This is a genomic window from Streptomyces krungchingensis (assembly GCF_054729265.1).
The window spans coordinates 3,729,357-3,752,955 of record NZ_JBPUKY010000001.1; the positions used below are offsets into that span (position 1 = coordinate 3,729,357).

Sequence of the window (23,599 nt, forward strand, 5' to 3'; positions counted from 1 at the left end):
ACGCAGGGAGCGGCTCACGGCCCTGTGCGGGCGGTCCGCGCGCTTCCGAGGCCACCCGGGCGGCCCCTCGGCGGGGCGAGGGCGCGGGGCCTCGGCGGGGCGAGGGCGGGTCCCGCGTCCCGGCCGGCGACGACCTCCCGGGCGGGACCGGCCCGGCCACCGTTCCGGGGCATGCGTGAGGCCCCCGCCGGGTCTGTCCGGCGGGGGCCTCACGCGGTGCTCTGCGGAAGGCGGAGCGGGATCTCAGCGCTTGGACTTGGGCGTGCCCAGGCGGGTGCCCGACCATTCCTTGGCCACGGAGATGCTCTTCGTCTGGGAGAGGCCGGCGGTCTGTGCCGCATCGCTGATGTCGCTGGGCTCGACGTATCCGTCCCGGCCGGTCTTCGGGGTCAGCAGCCAGATCATGCCGCCGTCCTCAAGGAGACCGATGGCGTCCACCAGTGCGTCCGTGAGATCGCCGTCCTCGTCCCGGAACCACAGCAGCACGACGTCGGCGACGTCGTCGTAGTCCTCGTCGACCAGATCCTGGCCGATCAGCGATTCGATGCCTTCACGGAGCTCGTGGTCAACGTCGTCGTCGAAGCCGATCTCCTGGACCACCTGTCCGGGCTCGAACCCCAGCCTGGCGGCCGGGTTGGTCCGCTCCTCCGCGTGGTCCGCGGTCGCGCTCACGGCTTGCCTCCTGATCATGTTTCGGAATTAGGGCCTCCCCCGGCTCGTCAAGAACTCGGGGAAGTCTCAGCCACGCGCGTGCGCGAAGCATTGGCCGTAGTCCACACGGGCCGGGCGGATCGCGCAAGTACCCGGCCGTCGAGACCGCCGAAACGGTGACGATCCCGGCGCTGTCGACGCAACCGACGGCCCGCCGCGAGTACACCGCGTGACACACACCACACCCTTCTGCCCCTTTTACGAGTTTCGGAACCCTGCGGACGTACGAGTGCCGAACTGCTTTGCGGAACGCGTCATGGAGTGAGCGTATCGTTACGTTTTGGCCCGGCACGTCCCGCCGATCTCGGTGAACGTGGCGGTTACCCCTTGGTAGAGATGACGTTTGCGTTCCCGAGGTACACGATGGGGAACGGTGAAATGACGGGGAAAAACCCACCGCAGACAGCCCTCTGACAGCGAAGGAACAGCGTGGCTTCCGGATCCGATCGCAATCCGATCATCATTGGCGGCCTTCCCAGCCAGGTCCCGGACTTCGACCCTGAGGAGACTCAGGAGTGGCTCGACTCGCTCGACGCCGCCGTCGACCAGCGGGGCCGTGAGCGCGCCCGCTATCTGATGCTGCGGCTGATCGAGAGGGCCCGCGAGAAGCGCGTGGCCGTGCCCGAGATGCGCAGCACGGACTACGTCAACACGATCGCCACCAAGGACGAGCCGTTCTTCCCGGGCAACGAGGAGATCGAGCGCAAGGTCCTGAACGCGACCCGCTGGAACGCGGCCGTGATGGTCTCGCGCGCCCAGCGCCCCGGCATCGGCGTCGGCGGTCACATCGCGACCTTCGCCTCCTCCGCCTCGCTCTACGACGTGGGCTTCAACCACTTCTTCCGCGGCAAGGACGAGGGCGACGGCGGCGACCAGGTCTTCTTCCAGGGCCACGCCTCGCCGGGCATCTACGCGCGCGCCTATCTGCTCGACCGGCTCACCGAGGAGCAGCTCGACGGCTTCCGGCAGGAGAAGTCGAAGTACCCGAACGGGCTGTCCAGCTACCCCCACCCGCGCTCCATGCCGGACTTCTGGGAGTTCCCGACCGTGTCCATGGGCCTCGGCCCGCTCGGCGCGATCTTCCAGGCGCGGATGAACCGCTACATGGAGGCCCGCGGGATCGCGGACACCTCCAAGTCGCACGTGTGGGCGTTCCTCGGCGACGGCGAGATGGACGAGCCCGAGTCGCTCGGCCAGCTGTCGATCGCGGCGCGCGAGGGCCTGGACAACCTGACCTTCGTCGTCAACTGCAACCTCCAGCGCCTCGACGGCCCGGTGCGCGGCAACGGCAAGATCATCCAGGAGCTGGAGTCGCAGTTCCGGGGTGCCGGGTGGAACGTCATCAAGCTGGTGTGGGACCGCACCTGGGACCCGCTGCTGGCGCAGGACCGGGACGGCATCCTGGTCAACAAGCTGAACATCACGCCGGACGGCCAGTTCCAGACGTACGCCACCGAGACCGGCGCGTACATCCGCCGGCACTTCTTCGGCGACGACCACCGGCTGCGCGCGATGGTCGAGAACATGACCGACGACCAGGTCCTGCACCTGGGCCGCGGCGGTCACGACCACAAGAAGATCTTCGCGGCGTTCTCGGCGGCCAAGGCGCACAAGGGCCAGCCGACGGTGATCCTGGCGCAGACGGTCAAGGGCTGGACGCTCGGCCCGAACTTCGAGGGCCGCAACGCCACGCACCAGATGAAGAAGCTCACGGTCACCGACCTCAAGCACTTCCGCGACCGCCTGCACCTGCCGATCTCCGACAAGCAGCTGGAGGACGGCCTCCCGCCGTACTACCACCCCGGCCGGGACTCGGAAGAGATCCAGTACATGCACGACCGCCGCAAGGGACTCGGCGGGTACGTACCGACGCGTCTGGTGCGCGCGAAGCCCCTGGCGCTGCCCGACGACAAGACGTACGCGAGCGTGAAGAAGGGCTCGGGCCAGCAGTCGATCGCCACGACCATGGCCTTCGTGCGCCTGCTGAAGGACCTCATGCGGGACAAGGAGATCGGCAAGCGCTTCGTGCTGATCGCGCCCGACGAGTACCGCACCTTCGGCATGGACTCGTTCTTCCCGAGCGCGAAGATCTACAACCCGCTCGGCCAGCAGTACGAAGCCGTCGACCGCGATCTGCTGCTCGCGTACAAGGAGTCGCCGACCGGCCAGATGCTGCACGACGGCATCTCGGAGGCCGGCTGCACGGCTTCGCTGATCGCGGCGGGCTCCGCGTACGCCACGCACGGCGAGCCGCTCATCCCGGTGTACGTCTTCTACTCGATGTTCGGCTTCCAGCGCACCGGCGACCAGTTCTGGCAGATGGCCGACCAGCTGGCGCGCGGTTTCGTGCTCGGCGCCACCGCCGGCCGCACGACGCTGACCGGTGAGGGGCTCCAGCACGCGGACGGCCACTCGCAGCTGCTCGCCTCGACCAACCCGGGCTGCGTCGCCTACGACCCGGCGTACGGCTACGAGATCGCGCACATCGTGCAGGACGGCCTGCGCCGGATGTACGGCCCGGACGCGGAGGACGTCTTCTACTACCTCACGGTCTACAACGAGCCGATCCAGCACCCGGCCGAGCCGGCGAACGTGGACGTCGAGGGCATCCTGAAGGGCCTCCACCGCATCGGCGAGGGCACCTCCGGATCGATCCCCGCGCAGATCCTCGCCTCCGGCGTCGCCGTGCCGTGGGCGATCGAGGCGCAGCGGATCCTCGCCGAGGAGTGGAACGTCAAGGCGGACGTCTGGTCGGCGACCTCCTGGAACGAGCTGCGGCGCGAGGCCGTCGAGGTGGAGCGGCACAACCTCCTGCACCCCGAGGAGGAGCAGCGCGTCCCCTATGTGACGCAGCGGCTGTCCGCCGTCCAGGGCCCGTTCGTGGCCGTCTCCGACTGGATGCGTTCGGTCCCGGACCAGATCTCGCGCTGGGTGCCGGGTACCTACCAGTCGCTGGGTGCGGACGGGTTCGGCTTCGCGGACACCCGCGGCGCGGCCCGGCGCTTCTTCCACATCGACGCGCAGTCGATCGTGGTCGCGGTGCTCACGGAGCTGGCCCGTGAGGGCAAGGTGGACCGCTCGGTGCTGAAGCAGGCGATCGACCGCTACCAGCTGCTCGACGTGGCGGCGGCCGACCCGGGTGCCGCGGGCGGCGACGCGTAGACCGTCCGTACGGCGGCATGAGGGGCGGCGGGGCATCGGCTCCGCCGCCCCTTCGCCGCTTCTACGATGCGGGCATGAAGGATGAATCGGCACAGGCCCGCTGGGAACAGCACACCCAGCGTCCCCTGCTCGCGCTCGCGGTGGCCTTCGCCGTCGCGTACGCCGTGCCGATCGTGGACAGCGACGCCGGCCGGTCGCTGGAGCTCACGTGCACGGTGGTGGAGTGGACGGTGTGGGGGGCCTTCGCCGCCGACTATCTGGTCCGGCTGGCGCTGACCCCTCGGCGACGCGACTTCGTGCGCGGACACTGGCTCGATCTGTGCGCGGTGGTGCTGCCGATCCTCCAGCCGCTGCGGCTGCTGCGGCTCGTCTCCACCCTGCTGCTGGTGGGACGGCGGGCGCGGATGGCCTCGCAGATCCGCCTGACGACGTACGTGGGCGGGGCGGTGATCGGGCTTCTGATGTTCGGCTCGCTCGCGGTGCTGTCCGTGGAGCGGGACTCGCCCGACGGGAACATCAGAACGCTGGGCGACGCGGTGTGGTGGTCGTTCACGACGATGACGACGGTGGGGTACGGCGATCACGCCCCGACCACCGGAATGGGCCGGATGCTCGCGGTCGGCCTGATGCTGTCCGGCATCGCGCTGCTCGGTGTCGTCACCGCCAACATCGCCGCCTGGTTCATCTCCCGCTTCGAGAAGGACGACGTGGAGGAACGCCGGCAGACCGCCGCGATCGAGGCCCTCACCGAGGAGGTGCGGGCCCTGCGCGCGGAGGTCGCCGCGCTGTCCGGCGGGGCGGCCCCGGGTGTGCCGCACCCGGTGCCGGGAACGGTGGAGGATGCCGCGCACCGGCCCGCGTACATCACGGTGGACGGCCGTTCCGCCGGGGCGGACGACCGTCCACCGAAGTGACGCCGCGCGGCGCGGCCGGTCAGAACAGACCGTTGCCCGGGCCCGTCGAGCCCGCCAGCCACAGGACCGCGAGCAGTGTGTCGACGGCACCGAGGACCACGGCGGTCAGGGCCGGCCAGGGTCCTGAGCCCGCCCACCGGCGGCCCATGGACAGATATCCGCAGACGATGGCCGCCGGGCCGAGGACGATCCCCAGTGTGAAGAAACCGGCGACCGCACAGACGAGGCCGATGATGCCAAGGGTCGCGCGATCCGGCCCGCTCCCTGACCTCGTACGGCCACGTGAACGGGGGTACCTGCGCGTACCGTGTCCGAAGCCCGCCATCATCAACTCCTGAACTCCCTTGACCTTTCGGTCAGTTGACCTTTCGGTCGGTTCGGGTCGATGCGTCGGGTACCCCCGTTCCTCACCTTCAGACCTGCACGCGCGCTGCCCCCCTCCGGCAGCGCGCCGCAGCTCCGGCCGTCCCCCGGGTCGTACGGAGGACTTGACCCACTGTGACCTGCGGCGCGGACCGGACGGGAGGGATCTTTAGTTCAGTCACCCTGATAGGCGAAACCGGCCGGGACGCCCCGGCCGGTCGGCGGCTGCCGGACGACCGGGTGCGCGGGCGCCCGTCAGCCGGTGGACGGCCCGTCAGATGTGCCCGGCGCCCGCCCCGACGGCCTCCGCGTTCTCGCCCCGCTTGGTGAGCATCGCGACGAAGACCGCCACGACGGCCACACCGGCGGCGACGAGACAGGCCAGGCTCATGCCGGAGATGAACGTGTCGTGGGCGACGTCGGTGATCTGCGCGGCGATCGCGGCCGGTGTGTCCTTGGTGACCGGCGCGGCACCGACCTGCACCGCCTCACTGGCCTGGTCGAGCTGGGCCGGGGTGAGCGGCGGGAGCTTGGCGTCCGCCCAGTTGCCCGCGAGGTCGCCGTCGACCTTGGAGGCCATGACGGCGCCGAGCACCGCCGTGCCGAGGCTGCCGCCGATCTGCATCGCGGCCTGCTGGAGACCGCCGGCGACACCGGACAGCTCCATCGGCGCGTTGCCGACGATGACCTCGGTCGCGCCGACCATGACCGGCGCGAGGCCGAGGCCGAGCAGCGCGAACCAGAGCGACATGATGCCGCTGCCCGTGTCCGTCTTCAGCGTGGACATGCCGAACATGGCGATCGCGGTGAGGGCCATGCCGCCGGCCAGCGGGATGCGCGGCCCGGACTTGGTGATCAGCGCGCCGGCCAGCGGCGAGCCCACGATCATCATGCCGGTGAGCGGCAGCAGGTGCAGACCGGCGTCGACCGGGCTCATGCCGTGCACGTTCTGCAGGTAGAAGGTGACGAAGAACAGGCCGCCCATGAAGGCGATGGCCATCAGCACCATGAGGACGACACCGGCCGACAGGGCGACGGACCGGAAGAGCCCGAGCGGGATGAGCGGCTCGCCCACCTTGGTCTCCCAGACGGCGAAGAGCACGAAGCCCAGCACCGAGGCGCCCAGGAAGGCCCAGGTCGTACCGGCGCCCCAGCCCCAGGTCGGGGCCTTGATGAGCGCCCAGACCAGGCAGAACATGGCGCCGGACAGCAGCGCGATGCCGGGCAGGTCGAAGGAGCGGGGGGCCTTCTCGGCGCGGTGGTCGGTGAGGATGACCAGGCCGAGGACCAACGCGACGATGCCGACCGGCACGTTGATGAAGAACACCGACTGCCAGCTGACGTGCTGGACCAGCAGACCGCCGAGGATCGGGCCGCCCGCGGTGGAGGCGCCGATGACCATGCCCCAGATGCCGATCGCCATGTTCAGCTTCTCGGCCGGGAAGGTCGCGCGCAGCAGGCCGAGCGCGGCCGGCATCAGCAGGGCGCCGAACAGGCCCTGGAAGACGCGGAAGGTGACCACCAGGGCGATGCTGTCGGACAGACCGATGGCCCCCGAGGCGGCGGCGAAGCCGACCACGCCGATGAGGAAGGTCTGCCGGTGCCCGAAGCGGTCACCGAGCTTGCCCGCGGTGATCAGGGTGACCGCGAGGGCCAGGAAGTAGCCGTTGGTGATCCACTGGACGTCGGCGAAGCTCGCGCCGAGGTCCTTCTGGATGGCCGGGTTGGCGATGGCGACGATGGTGCCGTCCAGGGCCACCATCATGACCCCGACGGCCACGGTGATGAGGGTGAACCACGGATGGCCGCGCAGCCCCTTGGCCGGAGCCCGGTCCGACGGGTCGAGCGGACTTCTGTCCCCCGGGCCCGTCTTGTCGAGGATGGTCTGACTAGTCATGCGTCGGAGGCTAGTGACAGTCACTGACAGTTGACAAACCAATTCACAAGTCGGTAACTGTCACGTCACTCACAGATAGGCTGAACCGGTCGGACCGCAGGGAAGCGAGGGTCATGGAGACGGCGGACACGATCGGGGCGGCACCCCGCCCGGGCCTGCGCGAACGCAAGAAGCAGCGCACCCGGGACGCACTGCTGCGAGCCGCCCTCGAACTGTTCACCACCCAGGGGTACGAGCAGACGACCGTCGACGAGATCGCCGACGCCGTCGACGTGTCCCAGCGCACCTTCTTCCGCTACTTCGCGGGCAAGGAGGACGTCGCCCTGTTCGTCCAGCGGCTCGCCGAGTCGCACTTCCTCGCCGCCGTGCGCGAACGGCCGCCCCACGAAGCGCCGTTGGAGGCGCTGCGGCGGGCCGTCCTGGAGAGCTGGGACACCATCGGCGAGGCCATCGAGGCGGTCATCCCCATCGAACTGCACATGCGCACCTTCCAGTTGATCGAGTCGACCCCCGCCCTGCTCGCCGCCCACCTGCGCCGCTCCGCCGAGATGGAGGAGGAGATCGCCTGGGTGATCGCCGAGCGCGAGGGCCTGGACGTCGACGCGGACCCCCGTCCACGCGTGGCGGTCGCCGTGTTCGGCGGGGTGATGCGGGTCACAGGGCGGCTGTGGGGTGCGGGCGAGGACACCAGCGTCGAGGCGATCCGCGCACTGACGGCGTCCTATCTCGACCATGTGGGGCCCGCGTTGGCGGAGAGATGGCGCACGTAGCGTCACATCTCGCACAGGCGTCGCAGCAATTCGGCCACACAGCGTGAGTATTTAACTCAAACTGAACCCGGTTTGCCCCAATTACCCCGCCAGAAACGTGATCCCGCTCACTCGTTTAACGTGAGGCACTCTGCTTCTCCTAGGGTGTCCTCTCAGTGACTTCCTTCGACACGTCTCCCCAACTCAACGTCTGGCGCGCGCTGCTCGCACTGGCCGTGGTGTTCGTGATGCTCGCCACAAGTGGCTGGACCGCTCTCCACAGCCACCGCGAAGCCACCCCGCTCCAGGCGTCCCGCGACGCCTGGCGGAACGGGCACATCGCCGGACGGCAGCTGCCCGACGCCGAGTCGGCGCCGGGCGTGCTGGCCCGCTTCTTCGCGACGCTCGACGCCCAGCAGCGCACCCGGCTCGCCCACCGCTACCCGCTCGCGGTCGGCAACATGAACGGCGCGCCCGTGACCCTGCGCTACCGGGCGAACCGCATCGCCCTCGACCAGCAGCGCAAGGTCGAACGCAAGCGCATGCACGACACCCGGCTGTCGCCCCTCGGCCAGCGCGACGCGGGCCGCCGCATGCACCGCTACGAGGCCCTGCTGCACAAGGGCCGCAAGATCCTCGCCTTCGACCCCATCGGGTCGGGCCGGGTCGCCGAGGTCTTCGGCAGCCTGGACAAGGCGGAGCGGATCTCGGTCGTGGTGCCCGGGGTCGACACCGACCTGATGACCTTCCAGCGCACCTCCAAGAAGTACTCGGCCCCGGTCGGCATGGCGCGTTCGCTGTACGCGGAGGAGCGCGCCGCGGGCCCGGGCACGCGCACCGCCGTGATCGCCTGGGCCGACTACACGGCACCCAGCGGGCTCGGCATGGACGCGGCCACCGCGATGCGGGCGAAGGAGGGCGCGGTCCGGCTGAACGCGCTGCTGCGCGCCCTGCCGGGGGAAGCGCCGGTGGCGCTGTACTGCCACAGCTACGGCTCCGTGCTGTGCGGGGTCGCCGCCCACGAGCTGCCCGCCCGGGTCTCCGACATAGCGGTGGCGGGAAGCCCCGGAATGCGGACCGAGAAGGCGGCCGGCCTGCACACCACGGCGCAGGTCTGGGCGATGCGGGACGGCGACGACTGGATCCAGGACGTGCCGTACCTGGAGGTCGGGGGGCTCGGGCACGGCGCCGACCCGGTGTCGAAGGGGTTCGGTGCGCGGGTGCTGTCCGCGGACGGGGCGCAGGGGCACGCCGGCTACTTCGAGCCGGGCACGGAGAGCCTGCGCAACTTCGCGGAGATCGGTGTTGGCGCGTACCGCTCGGTGAGCTGCGCACGCGACGATGAAGCGTGCCGGGCGGGTTTGTCCGACGCCGTGTCGGCCTGACGCGCGTAGAGAGCGAAAAACTGCGGTCCGTACGAGGAGGCGACGGAGGCTTGCGTGCCGCATACGATGGCCCGCATGGGTGACGTACTGGCCGGATTTCATGCCGCCTGGGAGTTCGAGTCCGACTCCGTGCTCATCCGCTTCGAACGGGGGATTCGTACGCCGAAGCTGTTCCAGGCGCTCGGTGAACGCCGTATCCCCCTGGAGGCGATCGCGGCGGTGACGCTGACGCCCGGGAAGCGCGGCACGGTGGTTCTGCGCGCCGTGCCACGGGCGGGCGCCGATCCGCTGATGGACGCTGCCGCGGGACAGCTGAAGGAGGGGTGCGACCCCTACCGGCTGGTGCTGCCCGCCGACCGCGAGACCCTCGCCGAGTACTACGCGGACGAACTGCGCGACCGGCTCACCACCGACGACGAACCGGCCGAACGCCATCTGGTGGATCCGCCCGCGGGGCCGCTCCACTTCAAGGCGTACGACGGGAAGGCCTCCTTCGACGGCAGGGCGGTGTCCTTCCGCTGGTTCTGGACGGGAGCCTCCTCCGCGAAGTGGAAGGCCGGCGACCAGAGCTTCCCCGTCGCCGACCTGAGCGGGGTCGAGTGGCGCTCCCCCGAGGTCTTCGAGGGCCACCTGCGGCTCCTGCGCCGTGCCCCCGCGGCCCAGCAGCCCGCCCAGGCCGACCAGGACCCGGCGGCCGTCGTCTTCGGCCTCGGCTACGGCCCGGTGCACGAGTCGCTGCCGTTCGCCGCCGCCGTCCTGGCCGCGGTACGGTCCGCCGGCCCCACAGCCGTCGCCGCACCGGCTCCCCGCCGCGATCCGGCCGACATCGCCGACCGGATCCGTCACCTCGGCGAACTGCACGAGGCCGGGCTCGTCACGGACGAGGAGTTCAGCAGCAAGAAGGCCGAACTGCTGGCGGAGCTGTAGGACAGCCCCCGCACCCGGGGTCCCGCCCCGCCCGGCACGCACCCGTGTCCCGCGCCAGCGAGTCCCAGCCCGCCCGGCGCCCACCCGCGCCCCGGGCCGAGGAGTCCCAGCCCGTCCGGCGCCCACCCGCGCCCCGGACCGAGGATTCCCAGCCCGCCCGGCGCTTGAGGACGAGGCCGTCCAGGCCGAAGCGGGGGTCTAGGTGGCGCCGTCCGTCATCAGGACCTCTCCGACGCCAGGGCCCGCCCCGCGTCCGCATAGAAGTTGATCTTGTGGTCGAGCACCGCGAGCGTGTCCTGGAGCTCCGCGATCCGCGCCTTGACGTCCCGGCGCGTCGCCTCCAGGAGCTCGTAGCGCTCGATGTAGGTGTGGTCGCCCTCGCGCACGAGTTCCGCGTACCGGACCATGTCGGCCACGGGCATCCCGGTGAGCCGGAGCTTTCCGACGAGGCCCAGCCAGTCGAGGTCGCGGTTGCTGTACCGGCGCTGCCCGGTGTGCGAGCGGTCGATGTGCGGCATCAGCCCGATGCGCTCGTACCAGCGCAGGGTGTGCGCGGTGAGGCCGGTGAAGGCGACGACCTCGCTGATCGTGTAGTTGTCCTGGCCGTCCGGGCGCCGGTGCCGCTCGGGAGGCGCCGCGCAGAGGTCGGTCCTGCTCCTGGTGCCGGTCTCGGCGGCCTCGGCCGTGGTCTCCATCACCGTCATGACCCCCACGCTAGAACCTTGGAGTGCACTCCAAGCAAGCGGAATCAGGTGAAATTCCGGCGACTCGGCCCGGGGCGGGTGGCTACCGTGCCGACCATGAGTCTCGTACGACGTGCCGTGCCCGAGGACGCCGGGGAAGTACTGCGTCTGCGCCAGGTGATGATCGACTCGCTGGCAGCCCCGGGCGCCGCGTTGCCGGACGCCTCCGCATGGCATGCGGAGTCCCTCCCGACCGTACGCGGCCGGCTGGCCGACACCGACGGTACCTTCGCCGCCTTCGTCGTCGACCACCCCGACCGTCCCGGCGCCCTGGCGGCACTCGTCGTCGGGACCGTCGAGTACCGGATCGGCCGCGCCGGCAACCCGCACGGCCGGGTCGGCCACGTCTTCAGCGTCGCCACCGACCCGGACACCCGGCGCCGCGGCTACGCCCGCGCGTGCATGGAGGCGCTCCTCGACTGGTTCCGCGAGCGGGGCGCCGCGCAGGTCGACCTCAACGCGTCCGCGGAGGCCGAGCCGCTGTACGCCGCCCTCGGCTTCGTGCGCAAGCCGGACCCCTCGATGCGTCTCCAGCTGTGAGCCGCTTAGGCTCGTAGGCATGTCCCTGCAGAGCCTGGCGCTGATCTCGAACTGGCCCGTTCCCACCGCCGCCGCCGCGGTCGTCCGCGCGGACGGCGCGGTGCTGGGGACGCACGGCCCGCTGGAACACCGTTTCAAGCTCGCGTCGGTCACCAAGCCGCTCGCCGCGTACGCCGCGCTCGTCGCGTACGAGGAGGGGGCGATCGACCTCGACGAACCGGCGGGACCCGCGGGGGCGACGGTCCGTCATCTGCTCGCGCACACCTCCGGACTGGCCTTCGACGAGCACCGTACGACCTCCGCGCCCGGGGAGCGGCGGCTGTACTCCAACGCCGGGTTCGAGGTGCTCGGGGACCACATCGCCAAGGCGACCGACATCCCCTTCGGCGAGTACCTGCGCCAGGCGGTGCTGCACCCGCTGGGCATGACGTCGACCACGCTCGACGGCTCGCCCGCCAAGGACGGCGTGTCCACGGTGGCCGACCTCGTCCGCTTCGCCGCCGAGGTGCAGGCACCGCGGCTGCTCGACCCGCGGACGGTCGCGGAGGCGATGAGCGTGCAGTACCCGGGGACGAAGGGCGTGCTGCCGGGGTACGGGCACCAGAACCCCAACGACTGGGGTCTCGGCTTCGAGATCCGCGACCACAAGTCGCCGCACTGGACCGGGAATTCGTCCTCACCCCGCACCTTCGGGCACTTCGGTCAGTCCGGCACGTTCCTGTGGGTCGACCCGGTGGCGGGCGCGGCGTGCGTCGCGCTGACGGACCGGGACTTCGGGCCCTGGGCGGCCGAGGCGTGGACGCCGTTCACCGACGGCGTCCTGGCGGAGATCCGCCGCTGATCCGTCACAGCTCACGGCTCACCGGTCACGGCTCACGGCTCACGGCTCACGGCTCACGGCTCACGGCTCACGGCGCGGTCATCTCCCAGAGCAGCAGCTCCGCCGGAGCGCCCGCCACGGCCTCCAGGTCCTTCGCCTCGGTGATCCGCGCGGCGTCCCCGGCCGCCAGTTCCTCGCCGTCCAGGCGGATTTCGCCGCGCACGACGTGCACGTAGACGAAGGGCGCGTCGGGCACCGCCGTACGCTCCCCCGCCGTCAGCCGGCGGACGTGCAGCATGGCGCCCGCCTCGGGCACCGCGTACGGCGTGGAGTCCGCGATGCCGTGGACGATCTCGTACGACGGGTCGCCGCCCGGCTCCAGCGGCGCCAGCCACATCTGCACGAAGACGAGCGGCTCCGTGCCGTCGTTGCGTTCCGCGTGCCGGACGCCTCCCGCGGAGCTCAGCCGCTGGACGTCGCCGGAGCGCACCACCGACGCGTGCCCGGCCGAGTCCCGGTGGGTCAGCTCCCCCTCCACCACCCACGTGACGATCTCGGTGTGGCTGTGCGGGTGCTCGTCGAAGCCCGCGCCGGGTGCGAGCCGCTCCTCGTTGCAGGCGATCACGGCGCCGAAGCGGAGGTTGTCCGGGTCGTAGTGCGGACCGAAGGAAAAGGCGTGGAGGGAGGAGATCCCGGCCTCCGGATCCCCTCCGCGGTAGCGCTCGTCGGCGCGGCGGACGTCCATCACAGGGACCACGGTAGCCGCCGGTCCGACGCCCTTCGCGCGCTTAGCGGTGACCCGCCGCCGCACGGCTCCGTCCTGATAAGGCAGTCTTGTCCCGTGCCCGAACCCGAAGCCAGCAACACCGACCGCCCGTCGCACGACGTCCACACCCACTCCGCGACCCTGCGGCGACTGGAGAAGTCGTCCGGAAGTCTCGCCGCCCAGGCCATCGCGCGGATGGACGAGACGCTGCCCTGGTACCGGGCCATGCCACCGGAGAACCGTTCCTGGATCGGGCTCGTCGCGCAGGCCGGTATCGCCGCCTTCACCGAGTGGTTCCGGCACCCGGACGCCCCGCAGGCCATCTCCACCGACGTCTTCGGCACGGCTCCCCGCGAGCTGACCCGGGCGATCACCCTGCGCCAGACCGTCGAGATGGTGCGGACGACCATCGAGGTCATGGAGAGCGCCATCGACGAGGTGGCCGCGCCGGGCGACGAGTCCGTGCTGCGCGAGGCACTCCTCGTCTACGCCCGCGAGATCGCCTTCGCCACCGCCCAGGTGTACGCGCAGGCGGCGGAGGCACGCGGTGCCTGGGACGCGCGCCTGGAGTCGCTCGTGGTGAACGCGGTGCTCTCCGGCGAGGCGGACGAAGGCGCCGTCAGCCGGGCCGCCGCCCTCGGCTGGAACTCCCCCGAGCATGTCTGCGTGGTGCTGGGCACGGCACCGGACGGGGACAGCGAACTGACCGTGGAGGCGATCCGGCGGGCCGCCCGGCACGCCAAGCTCCAGGTGCTCACCGGGGTCCTCGGGGACCGCCTCGTCGTCATCGCGGGAGGCAACGACAACCCGCTCGCCGTCGCCAAGTCGCTGATCGGACCGTATGCCTCGGGCCCCGTCGTGGCCGGGCCGATCGTGCCCGACCTGCTCGCCGCGACCCGCTCCGCGCAGGCCGCGGCCGCCGGGCTCAAGGCGTGTTTCGCCTGGCAGGACGCCCCGCGACCGGTTCTCGCGGACGATTTGCTGCCGGAGCGCGCGATCGCCGGAGACCCGTCCGCGCGCGAACAGCTGGTGGAGGAGATCTACAGACCGCTGGAGGAAGCCGGCTCCGCGCTCCTGGAGACCCTCAGCGTCTACCTGGAACAGGCGAGCAGCCTCGAAGGCGCGGCCCGCATGCTCTTCGTCCACCCCAACACCGTGCGCTACCGGCTCCGACGTGTGACTGACGTCACCGGCTGGTCGCCGTCGGATGTACGCTCCGCATTCACCCTGCGCATCGCGCTGATCCTGGGGCGTCTGACCGATGGAGATCCTCAGACCTAGCCTTTTGTCGGGGACCTACAATTCCCCCTCGTGTTCTTCGTCCCTGTCCCCACGGGCGGCCGTGGCCGTCCACAAGAGAGAGTGTGAGAGTGCTCGTACTCGTCGCTCCCGGCCAGGGCGCCCAGACGCCCGGCTTCCTGACTCCTTGGCTCGAACTCCCCGGTGCCGCCGACCGCATTGCCGCGTGGTCGGACGCGATCGGACTCGACCTCGCCCACTACGGCACGCGGGCCGACGCGGACGCGATCCGGGACACGGCTGTCGCGCAGCCGCTGCTCGTCGCCGCGGGTCTTCTGTCCGCCGCGGCACTCGGTGACATCGCGCCGGGTGCCGTCGCGGGCCACAGCGTCGGTGAGATCACCGCCGCCGCGTTCGCCGGAGTGCTCGACGACACCGCCGCGCTCCAGCTCGTCCGCAAGCGGGGCCTGGCGATGGCCGATGCCGCCGCCATCACGCGGACCGGCATGTCGGCGCTCCTCGGCGGTGACCCGGAGACGACGGTCCCGCACCTGGAGAAGCTCGGCCTCACCCCGGCCAACGTGAACGGCGCGGGCCAGATCGTGGCCGCCGGCACCCTGGAGCAACTGGCCACCCTGGAGGCGGACAAGCCCGAGGGCGTACGCCGTGTCGTGGCCCTGAAGGTCGCGGGCGCGTTCCACACCGCTCACATGGCCCCCGCTGTCGACGCGCTGGCGAAGGCCGCCGAGGACCTGACGCCGGCGGACCCGACGGTCCGTTACGTCTCGAACAAGGACGGCCAGATCGTCGACACCGGTGCCGAGGTCGTCTCGCGCCTGGTCGGCCAGGTCGCCAACCCGGTGCGCTGGGACCTGTGCATGCGGACGTTCGAGGACCTCGGCGCGACCACGCTGATCGAGGTGTGCCCCGGCGGCACGCTCACCGGTCTGGCCAAGCGCGCCCTGCCCGGCGTCCGGACGCTGGCGCTGAAGACCCCCGAAGACCTCGACGCGGCTCGCGAACTCGTCGCCGAGCACAGCGCGGCCTAAGGAGCCCGAGAGCATGTCGAAGATCAAGGCACCCAAGGGCGCTCCTTTCGCCCGCATCCTCGGCGTCGGCGGCTACCGCCCCGTCCGGGTCGTGCCCAACGAGGTGATCCTGGAGACGATCGACTCGTCCGACGAGTGGATCCGCTCGCGCTCCGGCATCCAGACCCGGCACTGGGCCTCCGACGAGGAGACCGTCGCCGCGATGTCGATCGAGGCGTCCGGCAAGGCCATCGCCGACGCCGGGATCGACGCCGACCAGATCGGCGCCGTGGTGGTCTCCACCGTGTCCCACTTCAGCCAGACCCCGGCCATCGCCACCGAGATCGCCGACAAGCTCGGCACGAACAAGGCCGCCGCCTTCGACATCTCGGCCGGCTGCGCGGGCTTCGGCTACGGACTGACCCTCGCCAAGGGCATGATCGTCGAGGGTTCGGCCGAGTACGTCCTCGTCATCGGCGTGGAGCGGCTGTCCGACCTCACCGACCTGGAGGACCGCGCCACGGCCTTCCTGTTCGGCGACGGCGCGGGCGCGGTCGTCGTGGGTCCCTCGCAGGAGCCGCACATCGGCCCGACCGTGTGGGGCTCGGAGGGCGACAAGGCCGGCACCATCAAGCAGACCGTGCCGTGGGACCGTTTCCGCATCGGCGACGTCTCGCAGCTTCCGCTCGACTCCAAGGGCGAGATCAAGTTCCCTGCGATCACGCAGGAGGGCCAGGCGGTTTTCCGCTGGGCCGTTTTCGAGATGGCGAAGGTCGCCAAGGAGGCGCTGGACGCCGCCGGACTTTCGCCGGACGACCTGGACGTCTTCATTCCCCACCAGGCCAACGAGCGGATCATCGACTCGATGGTGAAGACGCTCAAACTGCCGGAGCACGTCACGGTCGCCCGTGACGTACGCACCACCGGCAACACCTCGGCCGCCTCGATCCCGCTCGCGATGGAGCGGCTCCTGGCGACCGGTGAGGCGAAGAGCGGCGACACCGCGCTCGTCATCGGATTCGGGGCGGGTCTCGTGTACGCCGCCACGGTCGTTACCCTCCCCTAGGCACACCGTCCGGATCATCTCCGGCCGGAGTACCGCCACACCCTCTGGATACACACCGAAGGAGCGCCTGACATGGCCGCCACTCAGGAAGAGATCGTCGAAGGTCTCGCCGAGATCGTCAACGAGATCGCCGGCATCCCCACCGAGGACGTCCAGCTGGACAAGTCCTTCACCGACGACCTGGACGTCGACTCGCTGTCCATGGTCGAGGTCGTCGTCGCCGCTGAAGAGCGCTTCGACGTGAAGATCCCGGACGACGACGTCAAGAACCTCAAGACCGTCGGCGACGCGACCGACTACATCCTCAAGCACCAGGCCTGATCTACCGATCACCTGGGCTGGAGCCCCGGTTCCGTCCGGGCTCCGAGCCCCGGTCCGCCTGGGCCGCATGCCCCGCCACCCGGCGGTGGCGCCGCTGAATCCTCGTATCCGTTGGAGAAAGAATTCCCGTGAGCCCGACCAATCGCACCGTGGTCGTCACCGGTATCGGCGCAACCACACCGCTGGGTGGCGACGCAGCCTCTACCTGGGAGGGCCTGGTCGCCGGACGTTCCGGTGTCGGTCCCCTCGAGCAGGAGTGGGCCGCCGACCAGGCGGTCCGTATCGCGGCACAGATCGCCGTGGAGCCGGGCGAGGTCATCCCCCGCCCGCAGGCCCGCCGGCTGGACCGCTCGGCGCAGTTCGCGCTCATCGCGGCCAAGGAGGCCTGGGCCGACGCCGGTTTCACCGACAAGGCGGGCGAGGACGCGAGCGTCGACCCCGACCGGCTCGGTGCCGTCATCGCCTCCGGCATCGGCGGCGTGACGACCCTGCTCGACCAGTACGACGTGCTGAAGGAGAAGGGCGTACGCCGCGTCTCCCCGCACACCGTGCCGATGCTGATGCCGAACGGCCCGTCCGCCAACGTGGGCCTCGCCGTGGGCGCCCGCGCCGGTGTCCACACCCCGGTCTCCGCCTGCGCCTCCGGCGCCGAGGCCATCGGCTACGCCATCGAGATGATCCGCACGGGCCGCGCCGACGTCGTCGTCGCCGGTGGCACCGAGGCGGCCATCCACCCGCTTCCCATCGCCGCGTTCGGCAACATGATGGCGATGTCCAAGAACAACGACGACCCGCAGGGTGCCTCGCGCCCCTACGACGTCGCCCGTGACGGCTTCGTCCTCGGCGAGGGCGCCGGCGTCCTCGTCCTGGAGTCCGCCGAGCACGCCGCCAAGCGTGGCGCCCGCGTCTACGCGGAGGCCGTCGGCCAGGGCATCTCGGCCGACGCCCACGACATCGTGCAGCCGGAGCCCGAGGGCCGCGGCATCTCGCACGCCCTGCAGAACCTGCTCGACAACACCGACCTGGACCCCGCCGAGATCGTGCACGTGAACGCGCACGCCACCTCGACGCCGGCCGGTGACGTGGCCGAACTGAAGGCGCTGCGCAAGGTGTTCGGCGACGACGCCGACCACATCGCGGTGTCCGCCACCAAGTCGATGACCGGCCACCTGCTCGGCGGCGCCGGCGGTGTCGAGTCGGTCGCGTCGGTGCTCGCGCTGTACCACCGGGTCGCCCCGCCGACCATCAACGTCGAGAACCTCGACCCCGAGGCGGAGGCCGCCGCCGACATCGTTCGCGGTGAGGCCCGCAAGCTCCCCGTCGAGGGACGGATCGCCGCCCTCAACGACTCGTTCGGGTTCGGTGGGCACAACGTGGTGCTGGCGTTCCGGTCCGTCTGACGGCCGTAGTCGTACTGAACGGCGTGTGGCCCGTACCCCTTGTCCGGGGGTACGGGCCACACGCCGTTCGTCGTCGGTTGCGTGCCCTCTGCGGGCCGGTGGGGGCTTGTCGCGCAGTTCCCCGCACCCCTTCGGGACGCTCCTGCGCGGGGCGCTCGAAAGCCGGACCCCTCGGGGCGGGACGCTGGTGAGCCGGATGACTGTAAGTCAGACCACTTGGTGGAGCCAGCGGACCGGGGCGCCCTCGCCCGCGTAGCGGAAGGGTTCCAGCTCGTCGTCCCAGGGCTTGCCGAGGAGCTTGGCGATCTCGGCCTCCAGGTCGGTCTCGCCGCGCTGGGAGCGGAGCAGGGCGGCGCGCAGCCGGTCCTCGGGGATCAGGATGTCGCCGTGGATCCCGGTGACCGCGTGGAAGATGCCCAGGTCGGGGGTGCAGCTGTAGCGCTCGCCCTCGGCGGTGGGGCAGGGCTCGGCGGTGACCTCGAAGCGCAGCATCTGCCAGCCGCGCAGCGCGGAGGCGAGTTTGGAGGCCGTGCCGACCTCGCCCTTCCAGGAGAACTCCGATCTCCAGGTGCCGGGCGCGGCGGGCTGCCGGATCCAGTCGAGGTTCACGCGCGTGCCGAGTACCCCGGCGACCGCCCACTCGACGTGCGGGCACAGCGCGCGGGGCGCGGAGTGCACGTAGAGAACTCCACGTGTCGTCACTGGGGCCTCCGGACAGAGCGAGACATCTTGTAACTTAGCGGAACGGCAGTGGCAGGGCGGCCACGGGGCGAGGCTACCGTGCGGCGGCGCAAGGAGTGTGACGTACCGTCGGTCCCGACGCCTGGAAACACCGAGGTTTCACCCATGGGGACGCGGTCCTGCCGACCGGGCACGACGCGGTGCCACCAATGGCCTACGGCGCGGCACCGACCGGTGCGCCCGAAGGGTGTGACCGACCCTGCACAACGAACGAGGGGACCTGGGGATGCGGAACCGCAGTCACCGTTCACGGGCCGTCGTCGCCGTCGCGGCGGCGGCCCTCCTGGGCGTCGCCGGGTGCGACGCCTCCGGTGGCAACTCCCCGGCGCCGAGAGACGCGTCCACGGCGCGTCCGTCCCCGAAGCCGACGCCTACGTGGAACACCAGCCCGCGGTCGCTGGCCGCCGTCGGCGACTCCATCACGCGGGGCTTCGACGCCTGCGCCGTGCTGTCGGACTGCCCCGAGGTGTCCTGGGCGACGGGCAGCGACGCGCAGGTCAAGTCGCTCGCCGTGCGGCTGCTCGGGAAGGCCGGGGCCGCCGAGCGCAGCTGGAACTACGCGGTGACGGGCGCCCGCATGGCGGACCTGCCCGGCCAGATGGCGCAGGCGGCGACCCGGCGGCCGGAGCTGGTGACGGTGATGGCGGGCGCCAACGACGCCTGCCGTGCTTCGGCCTCCGCGATGACGTCCGTGGCGGACTTCCGCGCCGACTTCCAGGAGGCGATGGACACGCTGCGTGCGGCCCTGCCCAAGACCCAGGTGTACGTGTCGAGCGTGCCGGATCTGAAGCGCCTGTGGTCCCAGGGCCGTACCAGCGCGCTCGGCAAGCAGATCTGGAAGCTGGGGATCTGCCCGTCGATGCTGGGGGACGCGGACGCCCTGGACTCGGCGGCGACGCTGCGGCGCGCCAAGGTGCAGGACCGCGTCGAGGCGTACAACGAGGTGCTGCGCGAGGTGTGCGCCAAGGACCGGCGGTGCCGCTTCGACGGCGGCGCGGTCTTCGAGTACCGCTTCGACACGGAGCAGCTGAGCCACTGGGACTGGTTCCACCCGAGCAAGGACGGGCAGGCGCGGCTGGCCGAGATCGCGTACCGCAACATCACCGCGCGCAACCCGGTGACCTAGGGTTCGCTCATGAGCGAACTTTTCAGCACACTTTCCGACGGCACCGCGGTCCATCGCTGGACATTGGAGCGGTCGGGTGTGCGGGTGCGGGTCCTGACGTACGGCGGGATCGTGCAGTCGGCCGAGGTCCCCGACCGGGACGGGCGGACCGCGAACGTGGTGCTGGGCTTCCCCGACCTCGCGGGCTATCTCACGCACCCGCAGCCGTACTTCGGCGCGCTGGTCGGCCGGTACGCGAACCGGATCGCGGGCGCCCGCTTCCCGCTCGACGGCTTCACCTACCACCTGACCCCGAACGACGGCCCGAACTCGCTGCACGGCGGCGAGTTCGGCTTCGACAAGCGGGTGTGGGACGCCGAACCGGTCGACGGGGGCGTGCGGCTGTCTCGGGTCGGCCCGCACGGCGAGGAGGGCTTCCCGGGCCGGCTGACGGTCTCGGCGACGTACACGCTCGACGCGGACGGCTCGCTGCGGATCGCGTACGAGGCGCGCACCGACGCGCCGACCGTGGTGAACCTGACCAGCCACACCTACTGGAACCTGAGCGGCGCGGGCAACGCCGGAGGGCACGAACTGCGCCTCGCCGCCGGGCGGCTGACGCCGGTGGACGCGGACCTCATCCCGACCGGGGAGTTCGCCCCCGTCGAGGGCACGCGGTTCGACTTCCGGCAGTCCCGGAAGGTCGGCGCCGGGTACGACCACAACTTCGTGCTCGACAAGGGGATGACGGACACCCCGGTCGAGGTGGCGGAGCTGCACGACCCGGAATCCGGGCGCCTGCTGACCGTGTCGACCACCGAGCCGGGGCTCCAGCTCTACACGGCGGACCACCTCGACGACTCGCTCCCCTACGCGCCCGGTGACGGGATCGCGCTGGAGACGCAGCACTTCCCCGACTCGCCGAACCGGCCGGACTTCCCGAGCACCGAGCTGCGGCCGGGCGGGGTGTACCGGTCGGAGACCGTGTTCGGCTTCTCCGTGCGCGAGCGGTGACCGTCCCCGGCACCACCGTCCCGCCCCGCGGTCCGCGCCCGTGGGAGAGGGCGCGGAAAGCGGGCGCGGAAAGAGGCGAGCCCCGGTCCGGAGGTCAGGTTCCGGGCCGGGGCTGGTCCTGGGGGCGGCTCGCGCCCGTCACGCCTCGATGATCGTGCTCAGACGACGGTCCATGAGGGAACGGCCTGCCTGAACCTCGTACGAACCCTTCACAAACGCCCACGATGCGCTGTTCTCGTCCCAGATCTCGAAGGCGCGCCGCGGGAGTTCCACGATGGCCTCCACGCTCTCGCCCGGTCCGGCCGCCACGCCCGCGAAGGCGGCGAGCCGGCGGGCGGGCCGCCCGGGGTCGGCCTCCACCGGGGCGAGGTAGATCTGGACGACCTCGCGTCCGGCGCGCTCGCCGCTGTTGCGCACGCGGACCGTCGCGGTCGTCCCCTCGACCTCGATCGACTCGTACGTCCAGTCGGTGTAGCCGAGGCCGTGCCCGAAGGCGTACGAGGGGGTCCTGCCCTCCCTGTCCCAGGCGCGGTAGCCGATGAACAGGTCCTCGGTGTACGGGAGTGCGCCGCCGTCCGGGACGACCTGGGTGACCGGGGCCTGCGCGAGGGAGCCCCAGGTGGTGGGCAGGCGGCCGCCCGGCTCGTGCGCCCCGGTGAGGACGTCGGCGAGCGCGGATCCGCCCTCCTGGCCGGGGAACCAGCTCAGCAGCACGGCGGCGACCTCGTCGCGCCACGGCAGCTCGACCGGGGAACCGGAGTTGACGACGACCACGGTGTTCGGGTTGGCGGCGGCGACGGCGTGCACCAGCTCGTCCTGACGGCCCGGCAGACGCAGGTCCTTCCGGTCGAAGCCCTCGGACTCGACGCGCTCGGTGGTGGCGACCACCACGACGGCCGTGTCCGCGGCGCGGGCCGCCTCGACGGCCTCGGCGATCAGTTCGTCGGGGTCGCGCTGCGGTTCCTGATGGGTCAGCGTGAAGGTGATCGCCTTCATCGGCATGCCCTCGGGGAGGGCCACGACCTGGGTGAGGGAGACCTCCACCGGCTCACCGGCGGTGAGTTCGGCCCGGGCCCGGGGCACCGGGGCGCCGAAGAACGACAGGAACGGGTCGTCCTTGTCGGCGCGCTGGACGTCGTCGAAGTACGTGACGCCGTCGACGGTGAGGGTGAAGGCGCCCAGGCCCCTGATGCCGAAGGTGTGCGGGCCGCCGACGCGCGGGGTGAACCGGCCGGTCAGCTCGATGGTGTGCAGCGCGTCGTGGGTGACCCCCTCGGGCAGGTCGTTGCCCATCCACTGGATGTGGCCGTTGGGCGCGGAGCCGGTGCCGATGATCTCTCCGTGTGCGTCGCGGCAGACCGCGCGCAGCTCGAAGCCCTGGTCGGCGACGGCGAGTTCCTCGTTCGGGTCGGCGCCGACGGCGTAGCTGAGGGCGCCTTCGGGCAGGGCGGCGGTCAGGCCGTCCAGCGGGGAGACCACGCGGGCGGGGAAGACGGTGGCGGAGCCGCCGCCGAGGACGCGGGCGTCGCGGGCGGCGGCGCCGATCAGCGCCACCGTGCCCGGCCGCAGGGGCAGCGCCCTGCTTCCGCCGCGGGCCTCGTTGCGTACCAGGACGAAGGCGCGGCGGGCGATCTCGCGGGCCAGGGCCTCCCCGTCGACGGGGGCCGGCGGCTCGGTGACGACCGGTTCCGCGCCGGCCAGGATGCCGACGCGGGCGGCGAGGCGCAGGACGTTGCGGACGGCGTCGTCGACGGTGGACTCCTGGACCCGTCCGTCGCGGACGGCCTGCGCGAGCGGCGCGCCGTAGACGGTTCGCGGGCCGGGCATGGCGACGTCCAGGCCGCCCTCGACGGCGGCCGTGGTGGAGCGTGCCGCGGTCCAGTCGGAGACGTTGAAGCCGTCGAAGCCCCACTCGCCGCGCAGGATCCCGTTCACGAGGTGGTGGTGTTCGGTCATCGTGGTGCCGTTGACCGAGTTGTAGGCGGTCATGATGCCCCAGGGGCGGGCGTTCTCCACGATGGCCTCGAAGGGGGCCAGGTAGAGCTCGCGCAGCGCGCGTTCGGAGACCAGGTTGTCCACCGTGAAGCGGTCGGTCTCGGCGTCGTTGGCCACGAAGTGTTTGACGGTGGTGCCGACGCCGCCCGACTGCACGCCCCGCACGTAGCCCGAGCCGATGACACCGGTCAGGTACGGGTCCTCGCTGTACGCCTCGAAGTGCCGCCCGCCGAGCGGGGAACGGTGCAGGTTGACGGTGGGCGCGAGGAGGACGTGGACGCCCTTGCGGCGGGCCTCCTGGGCGAGCAGGACGCCGGCGCGCTCGGCGAGGGCCGGGTCCCAGGTGGCGGCGAGCGCGGTGGGGGACGGCAGGGCGATCGAGGGGTCGTCCGAGGTCCAGCGCACCCCGCGGACCCCGATCGGGCCGTCGGACATCACGAGGGACCGCAGTCCGATCTCGGGGAGCCCGGGCAGCGTCCACATGTCCTGCCCGGACAGCAGCCGGGCCTTCGCGTCCAGATCGAGCCTGCCGAGAGCCGCCTCGACGACGGCCTCACGGGCGTCGTCGTGCCTGTCGTGCCTGTCCTGCCTGTCCTGCCTGTCCTTCACGGTATCCGCCACCGCGGCACCTCCTCGTCGAAGTCCTGGACGCCCACATCCTGCACCCACCGCCTGTAGAGCGGTAGGTTTCGTGACCTCGCCGTTATTCGAAG

At 71.2% G+C, this 23,599-nt stretch carries 21 protein-coding genes; 14 read left to right on the forward strand and 7 right to left on the reverse strand.

The window, feature by feature from the left end; genetic code table 11:
* Positions 1-243 precede the first annotated feature (243 nt).
* Entirely contained in the window at positions 244-672 is a 429-nt protein-coding gene (locus tag ACSYGO_RS16610; protein ID WP_028800926.1) for a DUF3052 domain-containing protein, read from the reverse strand.
* Positions 673-1,140: 468 nt separating this feature from the next.
* Between ACSYGO_RS16610 and aceE the strand changes: the two genes are divergently transcribed.
* Both aceE and ACSYGO_RS16620 read left to right on the forward strand, forming a co-directional pair.
* Positions 1,141-3,873, forward strand: a complete 2,733-nt coding sequence (aceE, locus tag ACSYGO_RS16615) for a pyruvate dehydrogenase (acetyl-transferring), homodimeric type (RefSeq protein WP_432175330.1) — start codon at positions 1,141-1,143, stop codon at positions 3,871-3,873.
* Positions 3,874-3,947: 74 nt separating this feature from the next.
* Complete coding sequence (locus tag ACSYGO_RS16620) at positions 3,948-4,787, forward strand: potassium channel family protein (RefSeq protein ID WP_432175329.1); 840 nt, start codon at positions 3,948-3,950, stop codon at positions 4,785-4,787.
* Between the two features lie 19 nt (positions 4,788-4,806).
* Here the strand turns inward: ACSYGO_RS16620 and ACSYGO_RS16625 are convergent, their stop codons facing one another.
* Both ACSYGO_RS16625 and ACSYGO_RS16630 read right to left on the reverse strand, forming a co-directional pair.
* Positions 4,807-5,115: a small hydrophobic protein gene (locus tag ACSYGO_RS16625; RefSeq protein ID WP_095934044.1), complete on the reverse strand. Its 309-nt coding sequence runs from the start codon at positions 5,113-5,115 to the stop codon at positions 4,807-4,809.
* 309 nt (positions 5,116-5,424) lie between these two features.
* Complete coding sequence (locus ACSYGO_RS16630) at positions 5,425-7,047, reverse strand: MFS transporter (protein WP_460386970.1); 1,623 nt, start codon at positions 7,045-7,047, stop codon at positions 5,425-5,427.
* A 113-nt stretch (positions 7,048-7,160) separates the two neighbouring features.
* Between ACSYGO_RS16630 and ACSYGO_RS16635 the strand changes: the two genes are divergently transcribed.
* The 3 genes from ACSYGO_RS16635 (at position 7,161) to ACSYGO_RS16645 (ending at position 10,108) form a co-directional block, all read left to right on the forward strand.
* Positions 7,161-7,817: a TetR family transcriptional regulator gene (locus tag ACSYGO_RS16635; protein WP_460386972.1), complete on the forward strand. Its 657-nt coding sequence runs from the start codon at positions 7,161-7,163 to the stop codon at positions 7,815-7,817.
* Between the two features lie 155 nt (positions 7,818-7,972).
* On the forward strand, positions 7,973-9,181 hold the full coding sequence (locus ACSYGO_RS16640; RefSeq protein WP_432175328.1) for an alpha/beta hydrolase: 1,209 nt from the start codon (positions 7,973-7,975) through the stop codon (positions 9,179-9,181).
* A gap of 75 nt (positions 9,182-9,256) precedes the next feature.
* Complete coding sequence (locus tag ACSYGO_RS16645) at positions 9,257-10,108, forward strand: DUF4429 domain-containing protein (RefSeq protein WP_426675606.1); 852 nt, start codon at positions 9,257-9,259, stop codon at positions 10,106-10,108.
* Positions 10,109-10,326: 218 nt separating this feature from the next.
* Here the strand turns inward: ACSYGO_RS16645 and ACSYGO_RS16650 are convergent, their stop codons facing one another.
* On the reverse strand, positions 10,327-10,812 hold the full coding sequence (locus ACSYGO_RS16650) for a MerR family transcriptional regulator (RefSeq protein ID WP_426675605.1): 486 nt from the start codon (positions 10,810-10,812) through the stop codon (positions 10,327-10,329).
* A 96-nt stretch (positions 10,813-10,908) separates the two neighbouring features.
* Here ACSYGO_RS16650 and ACSYGO_RS16655 point away from each other — a divergent pair, with 96 nt between their 5' ends.
* A complete protein-coding gene (locus ACSYGO_RS16655) occupies positions 10,909-11,391 on the forward strand; it encodes a GNAT family N-acetyltransferase (RefSeq protein WP_435227522.1) in 483 nt (160 codons plus the stop codon).
* Positions 11,392-11,410: 19 nt separating this feature from the next.
* The gene (locus ACSYGO_RS16660; RefSeq protein WP_426675603.1) at positions 11,411-12,232 is read left to right on the forward strand and encodes a serine hydrolase domain-containing protein; all 822 of its coding nucleotides are present in this window, start codon (positions 11,411-11,413) and stop codon (positions 12,230-12,232) included.
* Positions 12,233-12,299: 67 nt separating this feature from the next.
* On the opposite strand, the gene ACSYGO_RS16665 is transcribed toward ACSYGO_RS16660, so the two are convergent.
* Positions 12,300-12,956, reverse strand: a complete 657-nt coding sequence (locus ACSYGO_RS16665) for a pirin family protein (protein ID WP_426676041.1) — start codon at positions 12,954-12,956, stop codon at positions 12,300-12,302.
* Between the two features lie 96 nt (positions 12,957-13,052).
* On the opposite strand from ACSYGO_RS16665, the gene fasR reads away from it, so the two are divergent.
* From fasR to fabF, 5 genes are all read left to right on the forward strand, one after another.
* Positions 13,053-14,258 (forward strand): fatty acid biosynthesis transcriptional regulator FasR, encoded by a 1,206-nt coding sequence (fasR, locus tag ACSYGO_RS16670; RefSeq protein WP_426675602.1) that lies wholly within the window; start codon positions 13,053-13,055, stop codon positions 14,256-14,258.
* A gap of 89 nt (positions 14,259-14,347) precedes the next feature.
* Positions 14,348-15,265: an ACP S-malonyltransferase gene (locus ACSYGO_RS16675; protein WP_426675601.1), complete on the forward strand. Its 918-nt coding sequence runs from the start codon at positions 14,348-14,350 to the stop codon at positions 15,263-15,265.
* Positions 15,266-15,278: 13 nt separating this feature from the next.
* Positions 15,279-16,310, forward strand: a complete 1,032-nt coding sequence (locus tag ACSYGO_RS16680; protein ID WP_028800940.1) for a ketoacyl-ACP synthase III — start codon at positions 15,279-15,281, stop codon at positions 16,308-16,310.
* Positions 16,311-16,382: 72 nt separating this feature from the next.
* Positions 16,383-16,631: an acyl carrier protein gene (locus tag ACSYGO_RS16685; protein WP_028800941.1), complete on the forward strand. Its 249-nt coding sequence runs from the start codon at positions 16,383-16,385 to the stop codon at positions 16,629-16,631.
* Positions 16,632-16,759: 128 nt separating this feature from the next.
* Positions 16,760-18,031, forward strand: coding sequence for a beta-ketoacyl-ACP synthase II (fabF, locus tag ACSYGO_RS16690; RefSeq protein WP_426675599.1), 1,272 nt, complete (start codon positions 16,760-16,762; stop codon positions 18,029-18,031).
* Between the two features lie 207 nt (positions 18,032-18,238).
* On the opposite strand, the gene ACSYGO_RS16695 is transcribed toward fabF, so the two are convergent.
* Positions 18,239-18,733, reverse strand: coding sequence for a DUF3145 domain-containing protein (locus ACSYGO_RS16695; RefSeq protein WP_345642704.1), 495 nt, complete (start codon positions 18,731-18,733; stop codon positions 18,239-18,241).
* Positions 18,734-18,998: 265 nt separating this feature from the next.
* On the opposite strand from ACSYGO_RS16695, the gene ACSYGO_RS16700 reads away from it, so the two are divergent.
* Both ACSYGO_RS16700 and ACSYGO_RS16705 read left to right on the forward strand, forming a co-directional pair.
* Positions 18,999-19,898 carry an SGNH/GDSL hydrolase family protein gene (locus ACSYGO_RS16700; RefSeq protein WP_432175326.1) on the forward strand — a complete coding sequence of 300 codons (900 nt, stop codon included), beginning with the start codon at positions 18,999-19,001 and terminating at the stop codon, positions 19,896-19,898.
* Between the two features lie 9 nt (positions 19,899-19,907).
* Positions 19,908-20,891: an aldose epimerase family protein gene (locus tag ACSYGO_RS16705; RefSeq protein WP_432175325.1), complete on the forward strand. Its 984-nt coding sequence runs from the start codon at positions 19,908-19,910 to the stop codon at positions 20,889-20,891.
* 138 nt (positions 20,892-21,029) lie between these two features.
* Here the strand turns inward: ACSYGO_RS16705 and ACSYGO_RS16710 are convergent, their stop codons facing one another.
* The gene (locus ACSYGO_RS16710) at positions 21,030-23,507 is read right to left on the reverse strand and encodes a beta-glucosidase (RefSeq protein WP_460386979.1); all 2,478 of its coding nucleotides are present in this window, start codon (positions 23,505-23,507) and stop codon (positions 21,030-21,032) included.
* Between the last annotated feature and the right edge of the window lie 92 nt (positions 23,508-23,599).

Coding starts and splice junctions, on each gene's coding strand:
- ACSYGO_RS16620 (WP_432175329.1), top strand. CDS start 3,948: ATGAAGGATGAATCGGCACAGGCCCGCTGGGAACAGCACACCCAGCGT.
- ACSYGO_RS16625 (WP_095934044.1), bottom strand. CDS start 5,115: ATGATGGCGGGCTTCGGACACGGTACGCGCAGGTACCCCCGTTCACGT.
- ACSYGO_RS16630 (WP_460386970.1), bottom strand. CDS start 7,047: ATGACTAGTCAGACCATCCTCGACAAGACGGGCCCGGGGGACAGAAGT.
- ACSYGO_RS16635 (WP_460386972.1), top strand. CDS start 7,161: ATGGAGACGGCGGACACGATCGGGGCGGCACCCCGCCCGGGCCTGCGC.
- ACSYGO_RS16645 (WP_426675606.1), top strand. CDS start 9,257: ATGGGTGACGTACTGGCCGGATTTCATGCCGCCTGGGAGTTCGAGTCC.
- ACSYGO_RS16650 (WP_426675605.1), bottom strand. CDS start 10,812: ATGACGGTGATGGAGACCACGGCCGAGGCCGCCGAGACCGGCACCAGG.
- ACSYGO_RS16655 (WP_435227522.1), top strand. CDS start 10,909: ATGAGTCTCGTACGACGTGCCGTGCCCGAGGACGCCGGGGAAGTACTG.
- ACSYGO_RS16660 (WP_426675603.1), top strand. CDS start 11,411: ATGTCCCTGCAGAGCCTGGCGCTGATCTCGAACTGGCCCGTTCCCACC.
- ACSYGO_RS16665 (WP_426676041.1), bottom strand. CDS start 12,956: ATGGACGTCCGCCGCGCCGACGAGCGCTACCGCGGAGGGGATCCGGAG.
- ACSYGO_RS16680 (WP_028800940.1), top strand. CDS start 15,279: ATGTCGAAGATCAAGGCACCCAAGGGCGCTCCTTTCGCCCGCATCCTC.
- ACSYGO_RS16685 (WP_028800941.1), top strand. CDS start 16,383: ATGGCCGCCACTCAGGAAGAGATCGTCGAAGGTCTCGCCGAGATCGTC.
- ACSYGO_RS16700 (WP_432175326.1), top strand. CDS start 18,999: ATGCGGAACCGCAGTCACCGTTCACGGGCCGTCGTCGCCGTCGCGGCG.
- ACSYGO_RS16705 (WP_432175325.1), top strand. CDS start 19,908: ATGAGCGAACTTTTCAGCACACTTTCCGACGGCACCGCGGTCCATCGC.